The sequence below is a fragment of the Pantoea sp. sgz302252 genome (assembly GCF_042610525.1).
Taxonomy (GTDB): domain Bacteria; phylum Pseudomonadota; class Gammaproteobacteria; order Enterobacterales; family Enterobacteriaceae; genus Erwinia.
Window position 1 is genome coordinate 132,311 of record NZ_JBHDVM010000008.1, and the last position, 17,542, is coordinate 149,852.

16 protein-coding genes are annotated in these 17,542 nt (G+C 55.9%); 5 read left to right on the forward strand and 11 right to left on the reverse strand.

All coding sequences use genetic code 11. From position 1 onward, the window contains the following. Positions 1 to 29 precede the first annotated feature (29 nt). The 3 genes from ACETPC_RS15800 to ACETPC_RS15810 form a co-directional block, all read right to left on the reverse strand. Positions 30 to 401 (reverse strand): type II toxin-antitoxin system death-on-curing family toxin, encoded by a 372-nt coding sequence (locus tag ACETPC_RS15800; protein WP_380182895.1) that lies wholly within the window; start codon positions 399 to 401, stop codon positions 30 to 32. Beyond that, positions 398 to 622 (reverse strand): type II toxin-antitoxin system Phd/YefM family antitoxin, encoded by a 225-nt coding sequence (locus ACETPC_RS15805; RefSeq protein ID WP_380182897.1) that lies wholly within the window; start codon positions 620 to 622, stop codon positions 398 to 400. Before ACETPC_RS15805 ends, ACETPC_RS15800 begins: the two co-directional genes overlap by 4 nt. Positions 623 to 751: 129 nt before the next feature. Next, entirely contained in the window at positions 752 to 1,348 is a 597-nt protein-coding gene (locus tag ACETPC_RS15810) for a GNAT family N-acetyltransferase (RefSeq protein WP_380182899.1), read from the reverse strand. Positions 1,349 to 1,539: 191 nt separating this feature from the next. Between ACETPC_RS15810 and ACETPC_RS15815 the strand changes: the two genes are divergently transcribed. Then, the gene (locus ACETPC_RS15815; protein WP_380182901.1) at positions 1,540 to 2,319 is read left to right on the forward strand and encodes an L-threonylcarbamoyladenylate synthase; all 780 of its coding nucleotides are present in this window, start codon (positions 1,540 to 1,542) and stop codon (positions 2,317 to 2,319) included. A gap of 216 nt (positions 2,320 to 2,535) precedes the next feature. On the opposite strand, the gene ACETPC_RS15820 is transcribed toward ACETPC_RS15815, so the two are convergent. From ACETPC_RS15820 to ACETPC_RS15830, 3 genes are all read right to left on the reverse strand, one after another. Next, positions 2,536 to 3,426 carry a LysR family transcriptional regulator gene (locus tag ACETPC_RS15820; protein ID WP_380182903.1) on the reverse strand — a complete coding sequence of 297 codons (891 nt, stop codon included), beginning with the start codon at positions 3,424 to 3,426 and terminating at the stop codon, positions 2,536 to 2,538. Beyond that, the gene (locus tag ACETPC_RS15825; protein ID WP_380182905.1) at positions 3,426 to 4,055 is read right to left on the reverse strand and encodes a LysE family transporter; all 630 of its coding nucleotides are present in this window, start codon (positions 4,053 to 4,055) and stop codon (positions 3,426 to 3,428) included. The genes ACETPC_RS15820 and ACETPC_RS15825 overlap by 1 nt, the downstream gene beginning before the upstream one ends. A 134-nt stretch (positions 4,056 to 4,189) precedes the next feature. Beyond that, the gene (locus ACETPC_RS15830) at positions 4,190 to 5,488 is read right to left on the reverse strand and encodes an MFS transporter (protein ID WP_380182907.1); all 1,299 of its coding nucleotides are present in this window, start codon (positions 5,486 to 5,488) and stop codon (positions 4,190 to 4,192) included. Positions 5,489 to 5,971: 483 nt separating this feature from the next. Here ACETPC_RS15830 and treF point away from each other — a divergent pair, with 483 nt between their 5' ends. Together treF and ACETPC_RS15840 are read left to right on the forward strand one after the other, a co-directional pair. Then, on the forward strand, positions 5,972 to 7,615 hold the full coding sequence (gene treF, locus ACETPC_RS15835; RefSeq protein ID WP_380183051.1) for an alpha,alpha-trehalase TreF: 1,644 nt from the start codon (positions 5,972 to 5,974) through the stop codon (positions 7,613 to 7,615). A 127-nt stretch (positions 7,616 to 7,742) separates the two neighbouring features. After that, positions 7,743 to 8,768, forward strand: coding sequence for a Gfo/Idh/MocA family oxidoreductase (locus ACETPC_RS15840; RefSeq protein WP_380182909.1), 1,026 nt, complete (start codon positions 7,743 to 7,745; stop codon positions 8,766 to 8,768). Here the strand turns inward: ACETPC_RS15840 and ACETPC_RS15845 are convergent. Beyond that, positions 8,765 to 9,172: a winged helix-turn-helix transcriptional regulator gene (locus ACETPC_RS15845; RefSeq protein WP_380182911.1), complete on the reverse strand. Its 408-nt coding sequence runs from the start codon at positions 9,170 to 9,172 to the stop codon at positions 8,765 to 8,767. The genes ACETPC_RS15840 and ACETPC_RS15845 overlap by 4 nt on opposite strands. 112 nt (positions 9,173 to 9,284) lie before the next feature. Here ACETPC_RS15845 and ACETPC_RS15850 point away from each other — a divergent pair, with 112 nt between their 5' ends. Together ACETPC_RS15850 and ACETPC_RS15855 are read left to right on the forward strand one after the other, a co-directional pair. Continuing rightward, a complete protein-coding gene (locus tag ACETPC_RS15850; RefSeq protein WP_380182912.1) occupies positions 9,285 to 10,142 on the forward strand; it encodes an SDR family oxidoreductase in 858 nt (285 codons plus the stop codon). A gap of 192 nt (positions 10,143 to 10,334) precedes the next feature. Continuing rightward, positions 10,335 to 10,919, forward strand: a complete 585-nt coding sequence (locus ACETPC_RS15855; protein ID WP_380182913.1) for a YceI family protein — start codon at positions 10,335 to 10,337, stop codon at positions 10,917 to 10,919. Between the two features lie 18 nt (positions 10,920 to 10,937). On the opposite strand, the gene ACETPC_RS15860 is transcribed toward ACETPC_RS15855, so the two are convergent. From ACETPC_RS15860 to ACETPC_RS15875, 4 genes are all read right to left on the reverse strand, one after another. Continuing rightward, entirely contained in the window at positions 10,938 to 13,073 is a 2,136-nt protein-coding gene (locus ACETPC_RS15860) for a fimbria/pilus outer membrane usher protein (protein ID WP_380182914.1), read from the reverse strand. Positions 13,074 to 13,144: 71 nt separating this feature from the next. Next, the gene (locus tag ACETPC_RS15865; RefSeq protein ID WP_380182915.1) at positions 13,145 to 13,564 is read right to left on the reverse strand and encodes a DUF1090 domain-containing protein; all 420 of its coding nucleotides are present in this window, start codon (positions 13,562 to 13,564) and stop codon (positions 13,145 to 13,147) included. A gap of 100 nt (positions 13,565 to 13,664) precedes the next feature. Continuing rightward, on the reverse strand, positions 13,665 to 16,820 hold the full coding sequence (locus ACETPC_RS15870; protein WP_380182916.1) for an ATP-binding protein: 3,156 nt from the start codon (positions 16,818 to 16,820) through the stop codon (positions 13,665 to 13,667). Further along, the gene (locus ACETPC_RS15875) at positions 16,813 to 17,442 is read right to left on the reverse strand and encodes a response regulator (protein WP_380182917.1); all 630 of its coding nucleotides are present in this window, start codon (positions 17,440 to 17,442) and stop codon (positions 16,813 to 16,815) included. The genes ACETPC_RS15870 and ACETPC_RS15875 overlap by 8 nt, the downstream gene beginning before the upstream one ends. Positions 17,443 to 17,542: the final 100 nt, after the last annotated feature.

Here is a 17,542-nt window from a genome sequence, read left to right on the forward strand (position 1 = left end):
AACAGCTACTACTCGCAAGTCACCTGGTGTCAGGTTAGCTTACGAAGCTCGCTGGCAACTGTCTCTACATCATGCATACCCTGCGCGGCTTCTACTACAAAATCGGCAAATTCATCATCCGGTGTTAATGTTATGCCATTCATATCTAAAAAAATCATTGCACAAGCGGCAGCTGTACGTTTGTTTGCATCGTTAAAGCCATGACCCCTTACTATCGAAAGTAATAAGGAAGCGGCCAAAATGAATAGATCATTTTCTTCCTGATAAACCCGAAGATTTTCAACGCGTGCAACCATGCCTTCGACCAGGCCTCTGTCACGAAAACCGGGCAAACCGCCATAATCTTCTAACTGCAAGTCATGGATAAAAATGACTTGTTCTACAGTTAAAAAGAAAATCATTTGTCAGCAAGTTCTTTAAATAAGGCCTGATTTTTAGGCTTATTGGTTACACGGGCTAGTGAGGCTTCAAATTTGGCCTGCTGTAGCTCAGCAAATTGCTCTGCCGTAATGACAACCATGTCTGGTGCAGAGCGGCGAGTAATTGTTACTGGCTGTTTGATCGCTGCATCCAGAACACTGGAGAATTTTTGACGCACATCAGAGAAAGTCAGCGTCATCATAAGGGGCCCCTTTGTACGTCGGTTCAAGAAATTAACAACTGAGTTGTACAATTCAGTTGACGATGACGTCAGTGTATCATTTGCCCAAAAATGGGCAAGCAATAAGGAAGAGGGAAGTTATCAACGTTCTTATGCTACGTTGCGCATAAAGTACTCCTGACGCAGCATGCCGTATAGCGCGCAATCCCAGCGCTCTTCGCCTACCGCTACGCCCTGTCGCTGTACGCCTTCCCGCACAAAGCCCAACTTCTCGTAAGTGCGTATCGCCGCCTGATTGAAGGTATAAACCCGTAGCTCAATACGTTCTATGGCTTGCTGTTTAAAAGCCGTAACGATCAATTGTTGCAGCAGCTTCTCCGCCAGATTGTTGCCGCGCATGGCCGGATTGACCACTACCCGACAGATGCAGGCCAGGTGATTATCCCAGTCAAAGCCCAGCTGTGAGACGGCGGCCAGCTCGCCATGAATCTTCCCGACAAAGGTCAGCAGGCTGGCAGGTTGCTGGCTGGCGGAATTCTCCAGGCTGGCGAGAAAAGTCTCTTCCAGCGGCCAGGCGATGCCCGGCCCGGCCCATTGCGTAACAGCGGCCTGCGAGTTAAACCAGCTGCTTAAACCCGGTCGATCTGCGGCGGTGAAAAAAGCGATCTGCATAGTATTCTCACTCAGGATAAAAAAGTGGGTGGCGCGGGAACAGAAGTGGTTCGGCTGCATATGATAAATAAGCATCAGTACGATTCGGCAACAGGCAAACGCTTTGTAGCGGCGCTGATGGCAACAATTGTCTCCCATTGGAAACAATGCTGGGGACATGCCGTAGACTGTTGCGAAAAGAGCGGGCAAGGTTCAGGATGAAGTTATCCGGTCAGGCAACAAAAGCGCTGGCCCCCTATTTTCCCTCTAGCTTTGCAGGTGCGACCATGAGCAATAAAACCATTCACTGGAACGGCGGCTTACAGCCAGAAGCGGTTAATATTTTGTCTGCCGACGGCGGCATGATTGTTTGCCCGACGAAAGTGGGCTACATCATTATGACTTCCGACGCCAGAGGGCTGGAGCGTAAGTTCGAAGCCAAGCAGCGCAACCGCAACAAGCCTGGCGTAGTGCTGTGTGGCTCGCTGGAGCAACTGAAAGAGCTGGCGCAACTGAACCCGGAAGTCGAAGCGCTGTATCAGCAGCACTGGGACAAAGACGTGCTGCTGGGCTGCATCCTGCCATGGAAAGCAGAAGCCGTAGCGCGTATTCCGAATGATGGCTCACAGGAGCTGATGATGGATCGCCGTAATACCAGCTGCTTCGTCATTAAATTCGGCGTGCCCGGCGAAAATCTGGCAAAAGAGCTGTGGGAAAACCATGGTAAATTCTCTTTCGCCAGCTCGGCTAACCCGTCAGGCAAAGGCAACCGCGGCCTGGTGGAAGGCATCGGCGAGCGTATCGAATCCCAGGCGGATCTGATTATTGAAGCTAACGACTATGTGAAATCCATCCAGCCTAATGAGTCGGAAAAAACTCGTTACGAGCAGGGCGTAATGGTGTCGATGGTGGATGATAACGGCAAGCTGGTGCCGGAGCAGAAAGGCGAGCGCAATGTTACTCCTTGCCCGGTACTGATCCGCAAAGGCCTGGACGTGGATAAGATCATGTCGATGCTGTCGGATACTTTCACCACCTGGGACTACCGCCACGGTAACTACTACTAAGAGTACAGGCGGAACTTTAGTTCCGCCTGAGGTTGATGACAAATTATGTCAGTGCCGGCTCAGGAGGACCTGTGTCTTCCGCAAAGACGCAAAAAGCGCCATCCGTGGCAGCTCAGTACGGGCCGTCCATGGCCCGTAATGCTTTGCTCCAGCCACAGGTCCTCCATCGCTTAAATTTTGTTAATAGTCTGAGGCGGAACGCTGGTTCCGCCTTTCTTAGCGCAGCGCTTTTTGCAGCGCGTCGATAAACAGCCTGACCCGTGGCGAAATCAGGCCGTTTTCGCGGGTTAAGATCCAGGATTGATAGAGATCCATTTCCCATTCCGGCAATACCCGACTTAGCTTCCCTTCCTCTGCTGCCTGCACGGCGATATAGTCCGGCAGATAGGCTATGCCCGTTTGCGCTACCGCTGAGTTCACCAGCGCCGTACTGTTGTTGGCGCGAAAACGGCTGCGCACCACGATATCCCGCTTTTGCTTCTCTTTACGAAACGGCAGCGAAAGAGTATGGGCCGGGCCGCGAAACAAAATAAAGTCGTGGCGCGTCAGGTCTTCTGGTTTATTGATGGGTTTAAAACGCGCCAGATAGTCGGGCGCAGCGTAAAGCCCCCAGCTAATATCCATCAGCGGCAAGGTATGCGGATGTTCGGGTCTGTCGCGGCGGATCACGATGGCTAAATCGAGGTTGTCGTCCGCCAGGTTCACCGGCCTGTCGGTAAGATCGAGATCCACGCTGACATGCAGATTGCCCGCCACAAATTGATTCAGCACCGGCACGATGCACTGGCAGCCGAAAGTTACCGGCGCGGCGACGCGCAGGCTGCCGGTTGGCTCTTCGTGATATTGCCGGATAAAAAGCTCCGCGCTTTTTACTTCGCTGAGAATACGCGCGCAGTAGTGGTACCAGGTCATGCCGACTTCGGTAACGGCGATTTTTCTGGTGGTGCGCAGCAGCAGTCTTGTCCCGAGGCGCGTCTCCAGCGCCGCTATCTCTTTGCTGATCGCCGATTTAGAAATCCCCAGCTGTTTTGCTGCTTCGGTATAGCTCAGCGTCTCCACTACGCGGGCGAAGAGCGCCATTGCGTGTAGGTTCTCGATATCCTTCATTAGCGGGCAGAGATTGCCAGCGCGCTGCCGGCGAAGACAAACAGGCCGCCAACGGCGCGGTTAAGGATGCGCAGACGAGACGGGCTGGCGAACACGGCGGAAAGGCGACGTCCAGCGCAGGCGTAGGCAAACATCAGGCCACAATCCGTCACGGCCCAGGTCACGGCCAGCGTAGCGAACTGGATAGCGTGCGGCTGGCTGGCGTCGATAAAGTTCGGGAACAGCGCGGCGAAAAACAGCAGATCTTTGGGATTGCTGATGCCGACCATGTAGCCTTTGCGAAACAGTTTAAGCATGCCCGGCATCTCCTGCGGCTGGCTGCTTAGCGTTATGCTTTCCGCTGGCGTGCTGTTGCGCCAGGCGCTGATGCCCAGCCAGATCAGGTAGGCGGCGCCAACCACTTTCAGCACCGTAAAGGCGGTGGTGGAAGCGGCCAGAATCGCGCCCAGACCCAGCGTGGAAGCAGTCATTAGCGTCATCGCAGCGGTGACGCCGCCCAGCACCGTCGCCAGCGCGCGGCGTCTTCCGTAGCGCAGGCCGTGCGTCATGCTGATCAGCGCAGAAGGGCCGGGCACGGCGATAAGCACGGCGATAATACCGGCATAGGCAAGCCAGAGATGAAGCGACATAGCGGTTATCCTTGAACGATAATCCCCGCGCAACGGCAGGAACCAGAAAAGTGGCAGTAGCTTAATGGTTGAGCAGAGGGAAGTAAATTAAGCAGAAGAGGATCGGGGCGGAGAATGCGAGCCGCCCCGTAAAATTAGCGAACTTTCTTCACCAGCACCGGGATCTGGCGCAGCTTATTCGCCAGCGCCAGGCCGCCCAGCAGCATCACAGCGATAAAGGCCGAGACGCCCGCCCAGCCGTAGCCGTGCCAGAATACGCCGCCCAGCGTGCCTGCCACGCTCGATCCCAGGTAATAGAAGAAGAGATAGAGCGAGGAAGCCTGGCCTCTGGCGCGGCGTGCGCGATGGCCTACCCAACTGCTGGCAACAGAATGCGCGGCAAAGAAGCCAGCAGCAAACAGCATCAAACCGGGCAGCACCAGAAATAGCGTAGTGAACTGAGTAGCGATTAAACCGGTCAACATCAGCGCTAAAGAGCCCATCAGCACTACGCCGCGTCCGTAACGTGCCGTCATTACGCCCGCTTTTGGCGAACTGTAGGTTCCGGTCAGATAGACTACCGAAAGCAAACCCACTACCGTCTGGCTCAGGGAAAAAGGCGCGGCCAGGAAACGGTAGCTGACATAGTTAAACAGCGTCACGAAGCTGCCCATCAGGATAAAACCAACCAGGAACAGCATCGGCAGCCCGTTATCCCGCCACTGGAACATAAAGTTAACCAGCAGCTTGCGCGGACGCAGCGAGCTGGCGCGAAAATGCTGTGAGGGTGGCAGTAAACGGAAAAAGAGCGCGGCCGCTGCCAGCGCAAACAGGCCAACCACGAACAGCGACACATTCCAGGAAAAGTGATCCGCCAGCATGCCGGTAGAAAGCCGTCCAACCAGGCCGCCAATTGAATTGCCGCTAATATAAAGCCCCATCGAAAAAGAGAGGAACACCGGATGCAGCTCCTCGCTCAGCCAGGTCATGGCTACCGCTGCGACGCCGCTCAGCGCCAGGCCGGTTAGCGCGCGCATCGTTAGTACGCCTTCCCAGCTGTTCATCGTGGCGCAAATCAAGGTGAAGAATGCGGCCAGCAGCAGCGAAACAGACATCACCGACTTGCGGCCGATAGCGTCCGAAAGCGGGCCAGTCACCAGCAGGCCCAGCGCCATCATGGCGGTAGTGACCGAAAGCGACAGGCTGCTTTGCGCAGGCGTTAGCTGAAAGCTTTGCGAGAAAACGGGCAGAATAGGCTGCACGCAGTAGAGCACGGCGAAAGTGGAAAGCCCGGCACAAAACAACGCGAGCGTGGCGTGCATAAATCGGCGGGTGCCGCGAATAATATAGGTTTTATTTATGTCAGAAGTATCGGCGGGAGAAACTAAACTGTCCTCTTCATCAGAGAGACTTTCCGAGTGCAACGCTGCGGATTTATTTACTACCGGTGCCACGAGATTTCCTTGGTTATATTTGAAAAGGCTGGTTTGCTATCAGATAAACTTATTGCTGCCAGAGCCGTAGCGGCATTTGGCGCGGCATAATATTAGGCGCTTTAAATATAATGTAAATGAGAATGTTGAATATTTTTTCAAAGCGTAAAAAATCAGCGTGCGCATTTTCTTTGGGTGATTTTTGTACAGAAAGGGCCTTTGCGCAGGGATGAAAAAGTGAGTCCAGGCCTTGTTGAATCAGTGTTATTGCTTTGCTTGCTCTCAGGTTAGTAGCTGATTTATTTCATTTTTATCGACTATGAAAATGATGTTTCACTCTTTGTAAATAATCCGTAAGCGCAATTCTGTTTATTTCCGGAAATATTATCTTATCTTCTGTCATATTATTTGCCGTTTGCAATATGAGACGAGAGTACTACACTTATCTTTTACGCAAAATAAACCGATAACCACGTTGTCAATCATCAATATCAGGAGGTTTTTATCACTTTTAATCATAACGACCTGCTAATTGACAATAACCTGGCGGATTATGAGGCTTATTATCACGATTACGAAGCGCTGGACATGCTGGCCGAGCCGCAACCCGAACCAATACAGGGTCTGCCTGCGCCTGACATCCTGACGCCTGCGGATCGCTACCAGGAACTTTTCGAAGCAGTACAAAGCGCAAGGATTTTTAGCGACAGCAAAACCTTCGCCGACTGCGCGCCGAAAATCGAGCCGGAGCGGATCCTTTACCGCTACTTTATCCAGCGAGAGCGCGAAGATTTTAACCTGTTGGCTTTCGTGTTGGAGAATTTCGATCTGCCGAAAATCAACGATAGCCGTTATGTTGCCGATCCCGAAAAAAGTATGGGCGAGCATATCGATTCGCTGTGGCCGGTACTGACGCGCAAGCCGGAAAAGCACTCGGAATTTTCTTCGCTGCTGCCGCTGCCGGAGCCTTACGTAGTGCCGGGCGGCCGCTTCGGTGAGACTTACTACTGGGATTCCTATTTCAGCATGCTGGGCTTTGCGGCAAGCGGGCAAAACGAGCTGTTACGGCAGATGGCGGACAACTTCGCGTGGATGATTGATACCTACGGGCATATCCCGAACGGCAACCGTACTTACTATCTGAGCCGTTCACAGCCGCCGGTCTTCGCGCTAATGGTCGAACTGTTCGAGAAGGATGGCGTCAGTAAGGCACATCGCTATCTCAGACAGCTCAAGCGCGAATACGCTTTCTGGATGGATGGCGCAGAGTCATTAACGCCAAACGAGGCATCTCGTCACGTAGTGATGATGGCGGATGGCTCGCTGCTAAACCGCTATTGGGACGATCGTGATACGCCGCGTGATGAATCCTGGATTGAGGATGTAGAGACCGCCCGTAACTCGGCGCGTCCTTCCAGTGAGGTTTATCGCGATTTACGTGCGGGCGCGGCTTCCGGCTGGGACTTCTCTTCCCGCTGGCTGAGCGAAGCGGGAAGGCTGGAGAGCATTCAGACCACCAGCATAGTCCCTATCGATCTTAATGCGTTTCTCTACAAGCTGGAAACCACCATCGCGCGTCTGTCTGCCAGTAAGAATGACCATGAGACAGCGGCGCTGTATCAGCAAAAAGCCGAACGTCGTCGTGCAGCGGTAGACACGTGGTTGTGGGATGCGCAGGCCGAACTGTACCGCGACTATAACTGGCGCGAACGTGAAAAAGGCGCCTTCTCGGCGGCAACGGTTACGCCGCTGTATGTCGGGATGGCAAGCCTGGAGCAGGCAGTGGCGACAGCAGCAGCCGTTCGCTCGCATCTGCTGGCACCTGGCGGCGTACTGACCACGGTTGAGGAAACCGGCGAGCAGTGGGACAAACCCAACGGCTGGGCGCCGATGCAGTGGATGGCCATCAAAGGTTTTAATAATTATGGCGAAGAGCTGTTGGCAAAAGAAATAGCCGCGCGTTGGCTTCAGGTAACGGGTGCCACCTATCATCGCCATCATAAAATGGTAGAGAAATATAATGTCGCCGGACGCGCGCCGGTATTGGCTGGCGGCGGCGAATATCCGTTGCAGGATGGCTTTGGCTGGACCAACGGCGTCACGCGGCGGTTATTAGCGATGTATCCGGATGCCGCGCCAAAGCGGTAAACTGATTAGCAAAGGCCTTCATAATGAAGGCCTTTTTTTATACGTACGCCCCTGAAAAAATGGAAGAAATGTGTCATAAATATATAATATGAATTTTATTAACCATTTTGCAAAGGCGGGAGACAACATGCGTATTGGACTAGTAGGCTACGGTACGGGCGGCCAGCATTTTCATGCGCCCTTTATTCAGGCGGCAGAAGGTCTGGAGCTGGTTGGCATCGTGGCGCGCGCGCCAAAGACCATTGCAAAAGTCAGAGCGGATTTTCCCACCATCCCTGTCTACCAAAGCCTGGGGGAACTGCTGGCAGCAGGCGTCGATATCGTGACCATAACTACGCCGCCACAAACCCGCCGCGAGCTGGTGCTGGAAGCGATAGCCGCAGGCGTGGCGGTTATTGCCGACAAGCCTTTTGCGCCTGATGCAACCACCGGACGCGAGCTGGCGGCAGCCGCCAAAGCTAAGGGCGTGGTGCTGGGCGTTTACCATAACCGCCGTTTCGATGCTGATATCCGCACGCTGCGCGCAGTACTGGAGCAGCAGCGGGTCGGCAAAGTTTGGCGGCTGCATAACCGCATGGATTTAGACGATCCGGCTACGCTGGAAGGCGGCGAAAGCGGCGGCCTGCTGCGCGACTTAGGCAGTCATCTGGTGGATCAAACGCTGTGGCTGCTGGGGCCGGTAAAAGCCGTTTTCGCCCAGCTTGATTATGTTGAAAGGCCGGAAGGCCGCACCGATGCCGGTTTCGTTATTACTTTGCTCCACGCCAGCGGCGTGCATTCGCATCTCTCATCCAGCAAACTCAATCACCTTGCCGCGCGCGATCTGCGTCTTTATGGCGACAAAGGCAGCTATGTGGCGAACGGCAGCGATGTGCAGGCGCAGGCTATTTTTGCCGGCCAGCGTCCGGCAGACGACCTGGCTGGCTGGGGTTATGAAAAGCCTGAACTGTGGGGCAGGCTGCGTACGGCGGCGGGTGAAGAAAAAATCCCTTCCGAACAGGGCTGCTATCACGCTTACTATGAAGCCTTCGCCGCAGCGGTTAAAAATGGCAGCGAGCCGCCAGTGACGGCGGAAGAGGCGATCCATACGCTGGCAGTACTGGATGCCGCGCTGCTCAGCGCCAAAGAAGGGCGTCTGGTAACGCTGGATTAAGCCAGTTCTTTATCCGCTTTAGCGAACCGGCGGCGATTATCGATAACCTGCTGCATATTGGTCTCTATCCAGTCGGCAAGGCCGGTAACCCGATCGCGTGCTTCATAGCCAAGCGGCGAGAGTCTGTACTCGACGTGCGGCGGGATCACCTCATAAGCGATACGCTCGACAAAGCCATCCTCTTCCATAAAGCGCAGCGTCTGTGCCAGCATCCTTTCACTGACGCCGCCAATTTTGCGGCGCAGTTCGCCAAAGCGCAGCGTCTCTTCATCCAGCGCGAGCAGCACCAGTAGACTCCAGCGGCCAATCAGACGTTTTAATACCTCGCGCGATGGGCAGTCGCTGTTTAGCAATTCACCCCGCTGCAGCCTGTCGCGCAGCGAAGCCGGAACATTATTTTTCATACTAACAAACCTGTAAGTACTTACTTTTTGTTAGTGTATGGCATAGTCTGGTTGGACACAAGGCTTCCGGCGCCGGGCCGGATCCGCTTTTCTCGCTAAAAAGGAGCACATCATGATTGCAGTAACTGGCGCAACCGGCCAATTGGGCCGCCTGGTGATTGACGCTTTACTGAAAAAAGCCTCTGGCGAAGAGATCGTCGCCGTTGTACGCTCGCCGGAAAAAGCGGCCGATCTGGCCGCGCTGGGAGTACAAATCCGTCAGGGCGACTATACGCAACCGCAAACGCTTATCGAGGCTTTTCGCGGCGTGGAAAAAGTCCTGCTGATCTCTTCCAGCGAAATCGGCCAGCGGGAAGCGCAGCATAAGGCAGTAATCGACGCCGCAAAAGCAGCGGACGTGAAGCTGCTGGCCTATACCAGCCTGCTGCATGCCGACAGCACGCCGATGGGCCTGGGCGGCGAACACCGCACAACCGAACAAGCGCTGATCGCTTCCGGTATTCCTTACGTCATCTTGCGTAACGGCTGGTACAGCGAGAACTATGCTGCCAGCATCGCGCCCGCGCTGGCGCACGGCGTTTTTATCGGTGCGGCGAAAGAGGGTAAAATCGCCTCCGCCAGCCGTCAGGATTACGCGGAGGCGGCCGCCGTAGCGCTGACTGATAAAGAAAGCGTGAATAAAATCTATGAGCTGGCGGGCGACAGCGCCTACACGCTGGCGCAGTTTGCGGCAGAGATAGCCAAAGCCAGCGGCAAAGAAGTCAGCTATCTCGATCTCCCGCAGGCAGATTTTGCCGCCGCGCTGACAAAAGCGGGTCTGCCAGAGGCGATAGCAGAAATGCTGGCAGATTCCGATGCCAACGCGGCGAAAGGCGCGCTGTATGACGATAGCCATACATTGAGCAAGCTGATTGGCCGCGCGACCACGCCCTGGCAGGATGTGGTTAAAGCTTTTGTCGCCAGCGCCTGAGTTAACGCAGGGAGAGCAGTATGCTCTCCCTGGATCGGTGAGCGATCGCTAAAGATCAACGGCGTAAAAAAGATCCAGCCCGTGTCCTTGCCTAATCTTTTTGACAAAGCCGGTCAAATATCTTCACTATCGGGCAAAGAAAGAATCCTGCACTATCCTTAAACACTTCCGGTGAAAATAAGGATAAATCGCATGTCGCTACTCAAAAAAGTTACTCTGCCGTTGTTAATCAGCTCCGCGCTCTGGTCACAATTCTCTACCGCTGCGCCGGTCACTTATGCAATGGATAGCGGACATACCTCCGTAGTGGTTTCCTGGACGCACTTTGGTTTTTCCCATCCAACGGCCGATCTCTCTGATATCACCGGCAACATCGATTATGATGCCGCTAAAGTCAGCGATTCTAAAGTTGACGTAACTATTCCGCTGAACAGCATCGATACGCATGTGGACAAGCTGACCGAAGAGTTTAAAGGCGCGGAATACTTTGACGTCACCAAATATCCGAATGCGACCTTTAAGAGCACCAAAGTGGTCAGCACCGGCAAGGATAAACTGGACGTACACGGCGATCTGACTATTAAAGGCATCACCAAGCCGGTTGTACTGCATGCGGTACTGAACAAGCAGGGCATGCACCCGATGGTGAAGAAAGAGGCGGTTGGTTTTGACGCCACCACCACTTTCAAACGCTCTGACTTTAAGCTGGATAAATACGTGCCAGCCGTCAGCGACGAAGTGAAGCTGACTATTACCACCGAAGCCTACGCGAAGTAAGTTTCCTCCCGGTCGCTGCTATTCAAACGCGGCGACCGGCGCTTTAAAGCGGCTATACATAATAGCGCCTGCGGTCGGCACTACCTCTGCCTCCGCATCCGGCAAGCTGCGCTCGTCCTCCAGCGAAAAGCTGTCCAGCATCAGCTCATTCACCCGATATGGCGTGAGATTGCCGATAACCGCGAAACCGCGTGCGTCAGTAGTAGTGCCGTACTGGTTGATAATGCCGATGCCGCCTGTTTCCGGGACTTCCAGCAGCGCCACTGTCTCGCCCAGAGTTTGTCCGAGCGTAATGCCATCCTGATGCAGCACTGCGCTGCCTGTCAGCCCCAGGTATTTGCTGCCGCCGTGTTTTTTCCGGTTATAAATGCCGAGCGCGTTGCCCGCATTGTACTGATAGTTCAGGCTCATTTTCTGCGTGCTGTTTACGCCCTTTTCTTGCGTATTGCTGAGGCTATAGCTCAGGCTGTAATCCTCCAGCAGCGTGCCGCTGACACCCACGTTACGGCTGGAGGTAGGCAGTCCGCTTTCCAGGTTTAGCCTGGCGTGCGGCAGGCCGAGGCTTTTTAGCGGCAGCGTCAGCGATAAAGTGAACAGGGCCTGTTCCCGCTCGCCCTGCCGTTGCTGCCAGCTGAAGCCCAGCGCGTAGTCCACAGCGCCGTAGCTGCCGCTGTAGCCCGCTTCCAGCAGCCTGTCGCGCTTTTTTTTGCCGCGCAGCGTCTTGCTGGTCAGCGTCAGATAAAGATTATCTTCTTCGGAAAAGTTCTGGCTGTAGCTGAAGGCGAGCGAATGCTTTTTCTCTGTGCCAAACTCGCCGATAAAGCGGTCACCTTCCCAGTCCCACCCGTAGCGGGTTTGTTGGGAAACCGCCTCGCTGAAGCTGCGGTAGCGCTGTTTAGGATACCAGGCGGCGGTCAGGCTAAAGGCGGATTGCCAGTCGGAGAAGGCTTTAATATAGCGCCAGCGGGCCTGAGTACCGCGATCGGCCTGCTGACGGCGAGGATCGGCGGCCTGCGAGAAAGCGATATCCATGGAGACAGCCCCCCATTGCGCGAATCTTTTGCCCGTGCCGATCGCGCCGCTGTGATAAAGCGACGACAGCATGGCGCCGCCGTACAGCGTAATATCGCCCGGCAGCCCATAGCTGAGCGTGGTTTGCGAGAATAGCGGCTGCTGTTCGTCCAGCAGATAATAGGGACGATAGTTGCCAAAGGTGACGGCATATTTCCACTGGCCTTCACGTACCAGATTGGGCATGGCGGTATAGGGAATAGTGCGTACGGTTTCCGTGCCGTCTTCTTCTTTAATCGTCATTTCAAGGTCAGCGCTGGCGTCCACAGGATAGATATCTTTCAGGATGAAAGCGCCTGCGGGCACGGTGATTTGATAGATCAGCGTGCCGTACTGACGAATTTTTACCTCCGCTTCGGTACGGGCGAAGCCGCGGATCCAGGGCGAAAGCGGGCGCAGCTCGTCGGGCAGCATGCGATTGTCAGTGACGAGGCTAACGCCACGGTAGTCTACACTGTCGAAGACGCTATCGGGCGTTGTGCCGTCGCCGAGCGTAAGAAGCGCGCGTAGCGAGCGGAAAGTACGGAACGCGTTCGCTTTTTCTGTCCGCCAGCGCGGATCGCTATAAATATCCTTGCTCCAGACCGGCTGGTAGCGAAAGCGCCAGGCGCCAAGGTTGAGTGCCCAGGTGGTGGCGACCTCCAGCGAATGCTGGCGCAGGCCGTAATTAACGCCGGTGTAGTGCGTGTAGCCGATGTCGTAATCGAGAAAGGCGGCATTGATGCCGTCATCCCAGCGGCTGGTGGCCACGCCGTTGGTAACATGATTGAGTATGTCCTGCGGAATTTGCAGCGTCAGTACCTGCGCTTCGCTGACATACCAAAGGCGAATCTGATGACGGGCCAGCGCCTCTGGCAGCACGCAGCCGGAAGCGGAGAACGTCAGGGAAGCCAGCACGCCGCGCAGCATGCCCCATTCCTGTAGCAGCGGCGCAGTAATGCAAGGCTGCCGACGTTCGTCAACGTCGAGCGTGACGAACCCGCGCCAGCTTTCGTTGACGATAATAAATACCGGGGTGCTTTCAGCCGCGCAGGCAAAAGCCGCAGCGAACAGCAGCGGCATCAGCCGCAGTAAGCCTCTCATCCGTGAACGGTTTTATCCCTGGAAACCCTAACAAAAAGGCGCCAGCGGCGCCTTGAACAGCAAGGAAGAACTTAGCTCAGCGCGGCCAGCTCCGCTTTGGCTTTTGCCAGATCGGCTCGAGCCTCTTTCAGATCCGCCTGCTCCTCCAACAGTTTTTTCTGGTATTTGGCAATTTTTTTGCTGTTGCCGGCCGCCTGAGCCGCGCTTAAATCAGCCTGTGCTTCGGCGACTTCCGCCTGCGCTTTAGCGACTTTAGCCTCCTGTTTGGCGACTTTTTCCTGCGCGCGCACCAGCTTAGCGTCGTCGGTGCAGTTCGCTTTCACCTGCGCCAGCGATTTTTGCAGCCCGGCGACTTTCGCCGTATTGCCGTGCGCCTGCGCCGTAGCGATTTTTGCCTCCAGTACGCTGATTTTAATCTCGCAGTCGGCAAGAGCCATGCCGCTGAAGCCTGTGCCCAAAACCAGAATCAGTAAACTTGATTTCATATTCATGATGACATCCTTGACTGTTGACATAATCGGGCGTTTTTCTTTCCGCCCCGTAGAGCACAGACTACCGCGATAGCGCAGAAGTAAAAACGCGTCGGCGGCTTCATTGTTTTGTAGGAACGGCTTCATTCTCTGTAGTCCCTGAAAGCTGGTGCAGCGCGGCTATCGCCCGGTTCGCCGCCTGCAAAACCTTATCGATGTTTTCAGTCGACGGCGCAGCGTGCAGCTCGCGGCAGGCGGCCTCCAGCTCAGCCGCCTGCATCAGCCGCGCGCCGCCGAGCAGCTTATGCGCCAGCGCGGCTATCGCTTCTTTTTGCCATTGGGAGCGCTGCCTTTCCGCCGCCAGCGTGACCGTATCCTCTTCCAGGCTGGCTAACAGGGTTTGAGTAAATTCGCGGAAAACAGCAGGCGACCGTAGTTCTTCCGGCAGCCTGCTGGCGTCAAAAACGGCGCGCTGCGGCGCGTGCAATTCCTGAAGCTTAAGCCTCAGCGTCTTCAGCCCCACCGGTTTAAACAGACAATCATTCATTCCTGCTTTGATACAGGCTTCGTAAGCACTGCTCTGCGCATCAGCAGTGATTCCCCAGACCAGCGTGGGCGGTTGCTGTTGTTCCTCTTCCAGCTGGCGCAACTGGCGGATAAAGCGGTAGCCGTCGATATCCGGCATATGGCAGTCGGTAATAATCAGATCAAAATGCTGCTGCCGACAGCGCTCAAGTGCCTGCCTGCCATTTTCAGCCGGGACTGCCCGATGCCCCAGGTGGTGCAGCTGTTGCAGCAGCAGGAAGCGTCCAGGCTGGTGATCTTCCGCCACCAGAATAGTTAGCGGCGGCATCTCTTTGGCTGGTTCGGGTAGCGCTGTCGGGAGCGACAGCTTCGCCATGCGCGGCAGGGAAAGCGTTACGCTGAATTCGCTGCCGATGCCAGGCTGGCTGGCCAGCGCGATTTCCCCGCCCATCATTTTTACCAGCACCCGACAAATATAGAGGCCCAGGCCTGCGCCTTCGTCTGGCTGGCCGCCCTGCACAAAAGGCTGAAAAAGCTGCTGCTGCACGGCGGGATCGATGCCCTGGCCGGTATCGGCAAGATGGAAACAGACTTCCAGCCGCTCCTCGCTGCTGGTGATTAGCCGGGCGCTGAACGTCACCTGGCCCTGCGCGGTGAATTTGATGGCGTTGCCGAGCAGATTCGACAGCACCTGTTTAAGCCTCACCGCATCCGTCAGCACGTCACCAGCGATGCCGTTTTCTATTTCCAGCCGGAAGAGCAGCCCTTTCTGCCGGGCGACGCCTTCAAACAGCATAGCGACGGTCTCAATCAGCTGGCGTAAGTCGGTTCGGGCCGGATGCAGGATCAGGCGGTTGCTCTCAATGCGGGAAATATCCAGGATATTGCCGATCAGCGCCAGCAGAGAGTGGGCCGATTCGTGGGCGAGGGTCAGCAGCGGAATATCGGCCTCTTTGCCCTGCTGACGCTGGCGCAGCGCCAGTTCCAGCGTGCCGATAATGGCGTTGAGCGGCGTACGGATTTCGTGGCTCATGGTCGCCAGGAAAGTGCTTTTCGCCCGGTTGGCCTCGTCCGCTTGCTGCTTCGCCTGCCTGTAGCCCGATGTCAACGCCTGCTGGCGGCTCAGCATCCGGCGGTGATAGCCGCACAGCCCCAGCAGCAGCGCCAGACAACAAACCGCCGCCAGCACCGTGGCCCGATCGAAGAGCGGTACGGGCAGGCTTTCGCTGTTTATACGCGTAACGCTGCTGTACCAGCTACGCGTCATGGCATGCATTTCTTCCGGCGTAAGGCTGGAGAGCGCCTTATCAAGAATGGTCGCCAGCGGATATTTATCGGCCGCCACGCCAAATACGAAGCGCGCCTGGTCGGTATTCAGCCCGTTCAGAATCGCCAGCTCCGGCTGCTGCGCCAGCAGATAACGTGCTTCCATCATCGGCAGCGCCAGCGCCTCCACGCGGCGATCCTTTACCGCTTCCAGCCCTTCCCGCGCGGTTTTAAAAGCCAGCGGCTGACTTTGCGGATACTGCTCCCGCAACACATCCTCCAGCCGATGCCCATCGGGCAGCGCGATGTTGCGTAGCTGCCGCGTCTCCTGACCGGATGAATAACCAACCAGCACCCAGGAATTTTGCAGCCACGACCGCGTAGTCAGCAAACCGTTAGGCCAGACGGTGTCTCGCGGTACGCCAGCGATAGCGTCGGCCCGGCCTGCTTTTATTTCGGCCAGCGCCGCCGGCAGGTTGCCTGCGCGGATCAGCGTGAATCGCAGCCCGGTGCGTTCCGCTATAGCGCTGATAATGTCAGCAGTAAGTCCTCGGAAATGGCCGGTGTCGTCAAAGTAGTGCAGCGGTGCGTAATCGTCGTTGACCACCAGCCTGACCAGCGGCGTTTCTTCCAGCCAGCGTTTTTCCTGCGAGGAGAAGAGCTGATTGGTCGCGGCGAAGGAGGAGGGCGCGCCGCCCCGCCAGCGGCCGATAAAAGCGGCAGGCATATTTGGCGGCATAACGGCGAGCAGGGCGTTGAGGATCGCCTGTAGCCGCTGATTTTGCGCGGCCAGGCCGAAGCAAAAGCCGCTGCCTTCTTCCTGGGTCAGAATTTGCAGCCGCAGATTGGTCAGGTTGATCTGGTTGATCAGATAGCGCGCCGCCGTGGCGTCGCCGATCCAGGCATCAAGATGATTAAAGGAAAGCGCCTCCAGCGCCAGACGAGGCGAATCATAAACCCGGATTGTATTGCCGCTGACGTAGCCCGCCAGGCTTTTACGATGGCGATACAGGCGCTCAATGGCTATCCGCTTTTCCGCCACCGGCTGGCCTTCTGTACGCTCCACCAGCGCGGGCATTGAAGGCTGGTAAGGACGAGTCAAGAGTATGCCGCGATCCTGCTGGCTGGCGTTACCGATCAGGTCGATTTCGCCTTCTGCCAGCGCCGCCAACAGCCGCGAGCGATCCGCATAGGCGTATATCACAATCTGGATATTGAGGTTAAAAGCCAGCAGGCTCAGATATTCCGCGTTCAGGCCATCATAATCGTGGTAGCCGGTACTGATGTCGTAAGGTGCGTATTCCGGCGCCGCGAAACCGTAGCGCAGCACGCGTTTATGCCGCAGCCACTGCCAGTCGGCCTGGCTTAACGGCGGTTCGGAAAGCTGGATCTGTTCGCGGCTGGTCAACTGCAGCTCACGCCAGGCCGGAGGCTCCGCCGCCAGCGCAGGCAGGCACAAAAAGAATAAAAGCAGCCAGTTAATCATTGTCCGACCCCGCTGGCTGAGGGGCAAGCAGCGCGCGCAGCGACTCGATATTTTCCTGCTGCAGCTTGTCGAGCAGCCGCCGTTTGTAAGTACTGATGGTTTTGTTGCTCAGCAGCAGGCGCGATGCGATCTCTTTATTGCTCATGCCGCTAACCAGATAACGTAAAACCGTCAGCTCCCGGTCGGAAAGCGCAGCCAGCGGATCCTCGACAGGCGTTACCGCAACCGACGTGGTGGGCAGCGTGCCCTGCGGAAAACAGCTGTAGCCCTGCAACACCAGCTGGCACAGCGGCGCCAGCTGGCGGATATCCGCATCTTTATTACAGAAAGCCGCCGCGCCTGCGCGCATTGCTCTCGGCGCATAGATTTCCGTTGGCAAACTGGTATAGATGACAACCTGAACGTTCACTGCCTGACGTCGGATATGCTGCAGCAGCTGCAAGCCGTCCATCCGGTTGAGCATAATATCCAGAATCACTAAGTCAGGCCGCTGCGCTTTGATAGCGGAAAGCGCGTTAGCGCCGCTGGTGGCGGTATGGATTGTCTCCGCAAGCGGCGTGAGAATGGCCTTAACGGCGAAGCAGATCGCCGGATGGTCGTCAATGACCAGAATGACGGGCATAGTAAAAATCCTTTTTCCGCGCTCTTCCTGAGCAGGCAAATCCTGCCTTAGCGCTTTGTCCGGGATTATTACCCCTGGCTATCGCTTTGCAAACCCGCAA

Bases quoted from the DNA above. Each gene is read 5' to 3' on its own strand.
- ACETPC_RS15800 (WP_380182895.1), bottom strand. From the start codon at position 401: ATGATTTTCTTTTTAACTGTAGAACAAGTCATTTTTATCCATGACTTG.
- ACETPC_RS15805 (WP_380182897.1), bottom strand. From the start codon at position 622: ATGATGACGCTGACTTTCTCTGATGTGCGTCAAAAATTCTCCAGTGTT.
- ACETPC_RS15810 (WP_380182899.1), bottom strand. From the start codon at position 1,348: ATGCTTATTTATCATATGCAGCCGAACCACTTCTGTTCCCGCGCCACC.
- ACETPC_RS15815 (WP_380182901.1), top strand. From the start codon at position 1,540: ATGAGCAATAAAACCATTCACTGGAACGGCGGCTTACAGCCAGAAGCG.
- ACETPC_RS15820 (WP_380182903.1), bottom strand. From the start codon at position 3,426: ATGAAGGATATCGAGAACCTACACGCAATGGCGCTCTTCGCCCGCGTA.
- ACETPC_RS15825 (WP_380182905.1), bottom strand. From the start codon at position 4,055: ATGTCGCTTCATCTCTGGCTTGCCTATGCCGGTATTATCGCCGTGCTT.
- ACETPC_RS15840 (WP_380182909.1), top strand. From the start codon at position 7,743: ATGCGTATTGGACTAGTAGGCTACGGTACGGGCGGCCAGCATTTTCAT.
- ACETPC_RS15845 (WP_380182911.1), bottom strand. From the start codon at position 9,172: ATGAAAAATAATGTTCCGGCTTCGCTGCGCGACAGGCTGCAGCGGGGT.
- ACETPC_RS15850 (WP_380182912.1), top strand. From the start codon at position 9,285: ATGATTGCAGTAACTGGCGCAACCGGCCAATTGGGCCGCCTGGTGATT.
- ACETPC_RS15855 (WP_380182913.1), top strand. From the start codon at position 10,335: ATGTCGCTACTCAAAAAAGTTACTCTGCCGTTGTTAATCAGCTCCGCG.
- ACETPC_RS15860 (WP_380182914.1), bottom strand. From the start codon at position 13,073: ATGAGAGGCTTACTGCGGCTGATGCCGCTGCTGTTCGCTGCGGCTTTT.
- ACETPC_RS15865 (WP_380182915.1), bottom strand. From the start codon at position 13,564: ATGAATATGAAATCAAGTTTACTGATTCTGGTTTTGGGCACAGGCTTC.
- ACETPC_RS15870 (WP_380182916.1), bottom strand. From the start codon at position 16,820: ATGATTAACTGGCTGCTTTTATTCTTTTTGTGCCTGCCTGCGCTGGCG.
- ACETPC_RS15875 (WP_380182917.1), bottom strand. From the start codon at position 17,442: ATGCCCGTCATTCTGGTCATTGACGACCATCCGGCGATCTGCTTCGCC.